This is a genomic window from Serratia sp. HMSC15F11, from assembly GCF_001808215.1.
GTDB lineage: Bacteria > Pseudomonadota > Gammaproteobacteria > Enterobacterales > Enterobacteriaceae > Serratia > Serratia nevei.
Window position 1 is genome coordinate 111,806 of sequence record NZ_KV792405.1, and the last position, 9,171, is coordinate 120,976.

8 protein-coding genes are annotated in these 9,171 nt (G+C 56.1%); 4 read left to right on the forward strand and 4 right to left on the reverse strand.

All coding sequences use genetic code 11. The features are described 5' to 3' along the window. The first annotated feature begins 439 nt into the window (after positions 1-439). Positions 440-1,084: a ribosome biogenesis GTP-binding protein YihA/YsxC gene (gene yihA / locus HMPREF3138_RS06620; RefSeq protein ID WP_019452177.1), complete on the forward strand. Its 645-nt coding sequence runs from the start codon at positions 440-442 to the stop codon at positions 1,082-1,084. A gap of 522 nt (positions 1,085-1,606) precedes the next feature. On the opposite strand, the gene polA is transcribed toward yihA, so the two are convergent. Then, a complete protein-coding gene (gene polA, locus HMPREF3138_RS06625) occupies positions 1,607-4,405 on the reverse strand; it encodes a DNA polymerase I (RefSeq protein ID WP_038872530.1) in 2,799 nt (932 codons plus the stop codon). Positions 4,406-4,902: 497 nt separating this feature from the next. On the opposite strand from polA, the gene HMPREF3138_RS06630 reads away from it, so the two are divergent. Then, on the forward strand, positions 4,903-5,799 hold the full coding sequence (locus HMPREF3138_RS06630) for an acyltransferase (protein WP_033636498.1): 897 nt from the start codon (positions 4,903-4,905) through the stop codon (positions 5,797-5,799). A 53-nt stretch (positions 5,800-5,852) separates the two neighbouring features. Here the strand turns inward: HMPREF3138_RS06630 and dsbA are convergent, their stop codons facing one another. From dsbA to HMPREF3138_RS06645, 3 genes are all read right to left on the reverse strand, one after another. Next, positions 5,853-6,476 (reverse strand): thiol:disulfide interchange protein DsbA, encoded by a 624-nt coding sequence (dsbA, locus tag HMPREF3138_RS06635; RefSeq protein WP_025304721.1) that lies wholly within the window; start codon positions 6,474-6,476, stop codon positions 5,853-5,855. Between the two features lie 29 nt (positions 6,477-6,505). Beyond that, a complete protein-coding gene (locus HMPREF3138_RS06640) occupies positions 6,506-7,492 on the reverse strand; it encodes a serine/threonine protein kinase (RefSeq protein WP_038872522.1) in 987 nt (328 codons plus the stop codon). Positions 7,493-7,590: 98 nt separating this feature from the next. Further along, entirely contained in the window at positions 7,591-7,860 is a 270-nt protein-coding gene (locus tag HMPREF3138_RS06645) for a YihD family protein (protein ID WP_004931268.1), read from the reverse strand. 148 nt (positions 7,861-8,008) lie between these two features. Between HMPREF3138_RS06645 and mobA the strand changes: the two genes are divergently transcribed. Further along, positions 8,009-8,599, forward strand: coding sequence for a molybdenum cofactor guanylyltransferase MobA (gene mobA, locus HMPREF3138_RS06650; RefSeq protein WP_038872520.1), 591 nt, complete (start codon positions 8,009-8,011; stop codon positions 8,597-8,599). After that, a complete protein-coding gene (gene mobB, locus HMPREF3138_RS06655; protein WP_038872517.1) occupies positions 8,596-9,114 on the forward strand; it encodes a molybdopterin-guanine dinucleotide biosynthesis protein MobB in 519 nt (172 codons plus the stop codon). Before mobA ends, mobB begins: the two co-directional genes overlap by 4 nt. Positions 9,115-9,171 lie beyond the last annotated feature (57 nt).

Genomic DNA, 9,171 nt, shown 5'->3' on the forward strand with positions numbered 1-9,171 from the left:
TCACCATCCGATGTGCCTGCCGCCTATTCCGGTGCGAAAGGGTCACTTCCTTTTGCGTTCATCCTGGCACTCATTGCACGCCCTGTGCGTTCCCTGAGATTTGTCATCCTTCCCGGATGTTCCCTAATCCTGCGCAACCCTGCGTTAACGACTACTTTACGTTATTGTAGCGAAGGCTCAAGGCACCTGACGCCGATTTGAATGACATTTCCCTACAACGAAAAAACAACATGTTGTTTTTAAAATAAAAACAGAAATATCACTTTCGAATAAAGCGACATTACCCGCGATTCGAATGGCAAATGTCTCACAACCTACGCGCGGCATAACTGTCGTTTTATCGCGTCCCGCCGCTTAAAAACCGAGAAACACGCCATTTTTACCGCTGATGCAGTTATAATCGCCAACCAGTTAGCCATCCTCACGGAGACGAAAAATTTTGACCAGCAAGAACTACAACTATCATGTGACCCATTTCGTCACCAGCGCACCCGATATTCGCCATCTGCCGGGGGATGCAGGAATTGAAGTCGCCTTTGCCGGCCGTTCCAACGCCGGGAAATCCAGCGCGCTGAATACCCTGACCAACCAAAAAAGCCTGGCGCGCACCAGTAAGACGCCGGGGCGCACCCAGCTGATCAACCTGTTCGAAGTGGAAGACGGCATCCGCCTGGTCGACCTGCCGGGTTACGGCTACGCCGAAGTGCCGGAAGAAATGAAGCGCAAATGGCAGCGCGCGCTGGGCGAATACCTGCAGATGCGTAACAGCCTGAAGGGCCTGGTGGTGCTGATGGATATCCGCCATCCGCTGAAAGATCTCGACCAGCAGATGATCCAGTGGGCGGTCGACGTCGGCACCCCGGTGCTGGTGCTGCTGACCAAGGCCGACAAACTGGCCTCCGGCGCACGCAAGGCGCAGCTCAATATGGTGCGTGAAGCGGTGCTGCCGTTTATGGGGGATATCCAGGTTGAAGCCTTCTCGTCGCTGAAGAAGATCGGTGTCGACAAGCTGCGCCAGAAGCTGGATACCTGGTTTAACGAGATCCCGCCGGAAGTGCTGCCGGAAGACGAAGCCGGCGAATAAGCCCAGGCTGAACGCCAGAGCCGATGCCTCACCGCATCGGCTTTTTTATGCCCGCAGTTCAGCCACAGGCGGGATTTTTTGTTATCTAATTACAGTTCTGAAATAAAGCCATCATAAAAACTTATCGCCAGGGCAGGCTGATCTCACCAAATCACGGCGTTGAGGGAGCGGGAGCGGGAGCGGGCACGAAAAACGGTGCGAAGAGATAGGAAAAACGTATGGTTTGCTGCTGTTTTTACAATAAAAAACGCCCCAGTCAATACTGACTGGGGCGGCTAAATATTCAGCCAAATCCGATTACGTGAAGTAAAAGGTCTGAAAGATAGAACATCTTACCTCTGTACCCTACGCCTGTAACTCTACATCATTTTTTCGCAGGGCAAAAGAATTTTTTGTAGTTTACTTACACAATTTGCGGCGCAAGAACGGCGAAGTTGGAGAAACTATCGCCGCATCTTGTAGCTTAATTACGAAAAATGCTTAGGTTCTCGCCAGTTAGCACATCCGGCGATAAACTGGCGATCAGTGCGCCTCATCCCAGTTCATGCCGACGCCCACGTCGACCTTCAACGGCACCGCCAGCGTCATGCTGCCCTCCATCAATTGGCGGATACGTTGGCTGGCTTCTTCGATCACCGACTCGTGCACCTCAAACACCAATTCATCGTGCACCTGCATGATCGCGCGCACCAGCGGCTTCTCCTGCCCTTGCAGCCAGGCGTCGACCTCGATCATCGCACGTTTGATAATGTCGGCCGCCGTGCCCTGCATCGGGGCGTTGATGGCGGCACGCTCGGCCGCCTTGCGGCGCATGGCATTGCTGGAGCGGACGTCCGGCAGATACAGGCGGCGCCCATCCAGCGTGCTGACATAGCCCTGTTCGGAAGCCTGCTGGCGGGTGCGCTCCATGTAGTCCAGCACGCCCGGGTAACGCTCGAAGTACAGATCCATATAGCGCTGGGCTTCCCCACGCGGGATCCCCAGCTGACGCGCCAGGCCGAAGGCGCTCATGCCGTAAATCAGACCGAAGTTAATCGCCTTGGCGCTGCGGCGCTGCTCACCGGTCACTTTATCCAGCGGCACGCCGAAGACTTCCGACGCCGTGGCGCGGTGGATGTCTTTCCCTTCGGCGAAGGCTTTCAGCAACCCCTCATCCTGTGACAGATGCGCCATGATGCGCAGCTCGATCTGCGAGTAGTCGGCCGCGACGATGCGGTAACCTTCCGGCGCGATAAAGGCCTGGCGAATACGACGCCCTTCTTCGTTGCGCACCGGGATGTTCTGCAGGTTCGGATCGCTTGAGGAAAGACGGCCGGTGGCGGTCACCGCCTGGTGGTACGAGGTATGCACCCGACCGCTGACCGGATTGATCATCAGCGGCAGCTTGTCGGTATAGGTGGTCTTCAGCTTCGCCAAACCGCGGTATTCCAGAATCACTTTCGGCAGCGGGTAGTCGAGCGCCAACTCGGCCAGCACCTCTTCGTTGGTGGATGGCGCCCCGCCCGGGGTTTTCTTCAGCACCGGCAGCTTTTGTTTTTCGTACAAGATAGCCTGCAGCTGCTTGGTCGACGCCAGGTTGAACGGCTCTTCCGCCAGCTCGTGAGCCTGCGCCTCCAGCTCAGCCAGACGCTTGGCCAGCTCCTGCGAGTGGGCCGATAAAATGGCCGGATCGATCAGCACCCCGGTACGTTCGATATGCGACAGCACCGGCAGCAGCGGCATTTCAATCTCGTTGAACACCGTCAGCAGCTCTGCGCTCTGCTTCAGCTGCGGCCACATCGCCAGGTGCAGCTGCAGCGTGACATCGGCGTCTTCGGCAGCGTAAGGCGCCGCCTGCTCAAGCGCGATCTGATTGAACGTCAGCTGGTTCTTGCCCTTGCCGGCGATCTCTTCGAAGGTGATGGTTTTGTGGCCCAGATAACGATCGGCCAGGCTGTCCATATCATGACGGCCGCCGACGCTGTCCAGCACATAGGACTCCAGCATGGTGTCGTAGGCGATGCCGCGCATCTCGATGCCGTAACGCGCCAGCAGGCTCATATCGAACTTCAGATTTTGCCCGACCTTCAGCGCTTTCTCGTCTTCCAGCAGCGGCTTGAGCGCCTCCAGCACGTAAGCGCGATCCAGCTGCGCCGGCGCATCCAGATAATCGTGCGCCACCGGCAAATAAGCCGCTTCGCCCGGCGCAATCGCAAAGGACAGGCCGATCAGATTGGCGGTCAGGGTATCCAGGCCGTCGGTTTCGGTATCGAAGGCAAACACCTCGGCCTTCTTCAGCCGCGCCAGCCAGTCGGTAAAGGTCGCTTCGTCCAGGATGGTGACATAACCGTCCTGAGACAGCTTGGCCTCCGCCAGTGCCTTCGGCGCTTCCGCGGCTACGGCCGGTTTGGCGGCGCCGGCAGCTTTCGCACCCGCGCCTTTCTTGTTTTCCAACCAGACGCCGGCTTCCACGTCCGCCAGCCAGCGTTTGAACTCGTACTGTTTGAACAGCTGTTGCAGCGTATCGACATCCGGCTCGGACACCGTCAGCTCAGCGCAGGTCAGATCCAACTCGACGTCAGTTTTGATCGTCGCCAGCTTATAGGAGAGATACGCGACCTCTTTATTCTGCTCCAGCTTGGCCGCCATGGTTTTGGCACCGCGGAAGCTCAGCGTGGCGATGCTCTCCAGATTGCCATACAAGGCATCCAGCCCGCCGATGCCCTGCAGCAACGCCTGGGCGGTTTTCTCGCCCACGCCCGGCACGCCGGGAATATTGTCCGATGAATCGCCCATCAGCGCCAGGAAGTCGATGATTAGCTCCGGCGGAATGCCGTACTTGTCGCACACTTCCTGCGGGCCGAGGATCGTGTTGTTCATGGTGTTGATCAGGGTGACGTTCGGCGTCACCAGCTGCGCCATGTCTTTGTCGCCGGTGCTGATCAGCACCGCGTGGCCGGCCTTTTCGGCCTCCAGCGCCAGCGTACCGATCACGTCATCCGCCTCTACGCCGGGCGTCACCAACAGCGGCAGGCCCATCGCCTTGACCATGTTGTGCAGCGGCTCGATCTGCGCGCGCAGATCGTCCGGCATCGGCGGCCGGTGCGACTTGTATTCAGCGAACAGATCATCGCGGAAGGTCTTCCCTTTGGCATCAAACACCACGGCAACGTGGCTCGGTTGATACTGCAACAGTAGACTGCGCAGCATATTCAGCACGCCGTACATCGCGCCGGTCGGCTCGCCCGCCGAGTTGGTCAGCGGCGGGAAGGCGTGATAAGCGCGGTAGAGGTAAGAGGAACCGTCAACCAGGATTAGTGGGTTTTCTGCAATCTGGGCCATAGCGTTTCTTTATCGTGATCGAACATAGGGGTAAGCATGCCATAGCTGGCCGCCGGAGACGAACCTTAGCGTGCATTGCGGACGAAAATGATGTGATTGTGCGCGAGGATCCGCAAGATCTTACCTGTGGATAACTTTGTGCATAGAAAAGAGACCGAATTATAACGCTGCGATTATCGTTATAACGGCGAATAAAATTACTATTTAAATCAACGCGTTAAAAGAACGAATTCCGGCGACGCTTTATTATTGGCTTTCATTGGATTTGTGGATATAACTTTCGCCGGATTTTAATCGCACTATTAATCAAATTCGGCGCCTCAATTACCATAGCACAAGCTGGACAAGTTGCACGAAAACTCAGCAAAGGGTTATCCGATGAGACGAAAAACAGTGATTTTTAGCGGCGCTTTACCCCGGCGATTTCTGTTAAAATGCGTTTTTGTTCATGCGCTTTGGCATGCAACGATGTTCCCACCAACCGTCAGCCCATAATCATGCCAAGATTGTTAACGCCTGTTATCTTTATCATTTCCGTCATACTTACCATTCTGGTGACGGTGTTGTGCTCCATCCCCATCACGCTGGCCGGCATCGTGAAACTCCTGGTGCCCATTCCCGCCGTTTGGCGATATATCTCGGCTTTCGCCGATTTCATGATGTGGTGTTGGTGCCAAGGGCTGGCGCTGTTATTGCGCATTAACGGGCAGTTGCGTTGGGATATTGAAGGGCTGGAAGGGCTGGATCGCAAAAACTGGTATCTGCTGATCAGCAACCACGAAAGTTGGTCGGACATTGTCGTATTGTGCGTGCTGTTCAGAAATCATATTCCAATGAATAAGTACTTCCTCAAGCAGCAGCTCGCCTGGGTGCCGTTTGTCGGCCTGGCCTGCTGGGCGCTGGATATGCCATTCATGAAGCGTTACTCCCGCGCCTATTTGCTCAAACACCCCGAGAAACGCGGCAAGGATATCGAAACGACGCGCCGTTCCTGCGAAAAATTCCGTCAGCGCCCAACCACCATCGTCAATTTCGTCGAAGGTTCACGCTTCACCGAAGCCAAGAAAATTAAAAGCAATTCACCTTATCGCAATTTGCTGGCGCCCAAAGCTGCCGGCATCGCGTTTACCCTTAGCGCGCTGGGCAATCAGTTCGACAAAGTGTTGAACGTCACCCTGCTTTATCCGGAAAATAACCAGCGGCCCTTTCTGGATATGCTGTGCGGCCGCCTGACGCGTATCGTGGTGAGAATAGAGACGCTACCGATCGATGAAACCCTGCACGGGGACTACTTCAACGACAAACAGTTCAAGCGGCGCTTCCAGCTGTGGCTGAATACGCTGTGGCAGGAAAAAGACCGGTTGCTGGATAAATTGAAGCGGCAATACGGATAAAAAAACGCCGGCGATGCCGGCGCGATGCCGGCGTTTTTCATGTTGAATCAGGCTTATTTCTGCTGGCTGAGGAATTTAACCACATCGGCGAACTGCTTCACGTAAGCGTCCATCGAGCTGGTGTCCAGGCCATCGTTTTTAACCATGTATTTGCCGTTGACGAATACCGCCGGCACGCCGCGCAGCTGCAGATCTTCTGCGGCTTTCTCCTGTTGAACCACCAGAGATTTCACCACGAAGCTGTTCCAGGCCGCGTCATAATCTGCGGCGGTTACGCCCGCTTTCACGAAGACGTTACGGATATCGTCCGGCGTTTGCACGGTCTGGGTTTTCTGCACCGCTTCAAACATCAGCGGGCTTACTTTGTCTTCCACGCCCAGCGCCATCGCGACCGCCCACGCCTGAGTCAGCTGTTTGCCCAACGGCCCCAGGAACTCCACGTGGTACTTGGTCATTTTGGTGCCGGCAGGCAACGCTTTTTTCACGTTCTCGGACACGTGATAGACCTGCTCAAACTGGTAGCAGTGTGGGCAGTAAAAGGAGAAGAACTCCAACACCTGCGGCTCACCGGTCACCGGCTTGTCCAGGGTCACGTACTGAGTGCCATCGCTAAACTGTGCCGCCGAGGCGCTGAATGCCATCACCATGCCAACGAGCGCCAACCATATTTTTTTCATAAGACTAAACTCTCCATTGTGTTAAAGCTTCAATACATTGGCGTCAGCTGCAGAGGAGGCTCCTGCAACAGCTTAACCTGTTCATTAAACGCCGCAATCTGAGATAACCAGAAATCAGACTCCGCCATCCACGGAAAACTCTTAGGGAAGGCCGGATCCTGCCAACGGCGAGCGACCCAGGCCAGGTAATACACCATGCGCATCGCCCGCAGCGGCTCGATCAACGCCAGCTCGCGCTGATCGAACTCGGCAAATTCGCCGTACGCCTCCAGCAAAACGTCCAGCTGCATCAGTTGGTCGCGACGTTCGCCGTGCAACAGCATCCACAGATCCTGTACCGCAGGGCCATTGCGCGCGTCATCAAGATCGACGAACAGCGGGCCATCACGCCACAGAATATTGCCCGGATGGCAATCGCCGTGCAAACGGCGCGGCTGCCAGTTCAGATGCCAGTGCGGCTTGATCGCCGCGATCAGGTTATCCGTCGCCTGCAGGAACCCCTCACGCTGCGCTGCCGGCAACAGCTCGCAACCGGCCAGCGCCTGACGCGGGGCGGTGAGATACTCTTCAATCCCCATCGTCGGCCGCTCGGCGAACAAACGCTCACCGCCGACCTGATGGATGCGCCCCAAGAAACGACCCACCCATTCCAACTGATCCAGGTTGTCTATCTCATACTGCCGCCCGCCCACGCTGGGGAACAGGGCAAAGAAAAAGCCGCCGTGCGTATGCAGCGTAGCGCCTTGCAACGCCAACGGCGCCACCGCCGGGATCTCTGCGCCGGCCAGATCCAGAGCGAACTGATGTTCCTCACCGATTTGTGCGGCGCTCCAGCGCTCCGGGCGGTAAAACTTCACCACGTAGCGTCGACGATCCTCGTCCATAAACTGATAGACGCGGTTCTCATAGCTGTTCAGCGCCGTCAGGCCGGAATCGACGCGTAGGCCAATCCCTTCTAGCGCGTCCATGATCAAATCGGGCGACAGGGTGTCGAAATTAAAAGCAGAGTTATTCATAACGTTCGTTTGATCGCTGACAGCACGGTGCCGGGAATGAGAAATAGTAGCATTAATGGCGCGTTTCACGAGCTATGCTTTCTCGCACCGCACGAAGGTCAGTCCTTAATAACCCCGCGAGCGCGCAACAGCGCCGTTTTAAAATCTTCTTCGTAATCTTTCTTCAGGCCCGGGATCTGATCCGTGCCGGCGCTGCCGCGCATTTTCAGGTGGTAAATAAGAATATCATCGCTCAGCTCGGACAACTCGCCCTGGAAGCCCGCTTCCTTCGCCAGTTTTTGCAAAAACTGCATCAAATTGAGATCGGGATCTTCCTGCCAGGCCGGGTGCAACAGCTCGATCAACTCGTTTACGCGATGCGTTTTCATCTCAATATCGTCCAATAGCATGAATAAACTCACAAAGTAACAGGCTTACCCACGCAGTGAAAGAACCGGCTTGTCAATAAAGGTAAATCCTGATGTCACGCCGGCTTTAGCGCTACAATCAGCGCATCGACAAGGCGGGATAAACGAGATGCATAAAGAAATCAGCGGCGTCATTTTGGCCGGCGGGCGAGCCACGCGCATGGGCGGTGAGGATAAGGGCCTGGTGTCGATTGGCGGTATCGCACTCTATCAGTATGTTCTGGCCCGGTTACGGCCGCAGGTGGCTTCCGTTGCCATCAGCGCCAACCGCAATCAGGCACGCTACCAGACGAGCGGTTTGCCGGTAATTGGCGATCTGACGCCCAATTTCGCCGGGCCGTTGGCCGGGATGCTCGCCGGGCTCAAGCAATCTCCCAACGAGTGGGTGGCCTTTGTCCCTTGTGACGTCCCCGACTTTCCCGCCGACTTAGTCGCGCAGCTGTGGCAGCAAAAAGGCGCAGCGCCAGCGGCCTTTGCCAGCGATGGCGAACGGGATCATCCTACGCTGGCGTTATTGCATACCCAAACAGCGCCACAGCTGGCTGACTATCTGGCGCGGGGTGAACGCAAGCTGATGCTGTTCTTGCATCAGATTAACGCACAACGCGTGGTGTTCAGCGGGCAACAAGCGGCATTTCATAATCTGAATACGCCGGAAGACTGCCGGAATTGGCAGCAAGCACGCGAGCTAAAGAAATGAATCGTTCATTGCCCCCCTTGCTGGCCATCGGTGCCTATAGCGGAACGGGAAAAACCACCCTGCTCAAACAGCTGATCCCGATGCTGAAACAGCGCCAGGTGAGGGTTGGTTTGATAAAGCATACGCATCATGACATGGATGTGGATACCCCGGGTAAAGACAGCTATGAGCTGCGCAAAGCGGGGGCCGACCAAACGCTGGTCGCCAGCGATCGCCGCTGGGCATTAATGACCGAAACGCCGGAACAACAACCTTTGGACCTGCGCTACCTGGCAGAACGTTTTGATGCCGATAAGGTCGATTTGATCCTGGTGGAAGGGTTCAAACATGAGCCGGTCAGCAAGATCCTGCTTTATCGGGCCGAGATCGGCAGACCGTTGGAAGACATGCTGGATCAGTTTGTCGTGGCGGTAGCCAGCGACCGGCCGCTATCCATCGCGGCTAAGCAGTTGGATCTCAATCAACCGGAAAGCATCGCCGACTTTATTGTCGAGTGGTTGAACGGCGCAGCGTAGCTGCGCTTTTTTGCGTTTTACGCATAGCAAAAAGCCCTGAACTGACGTTCAGGGCTT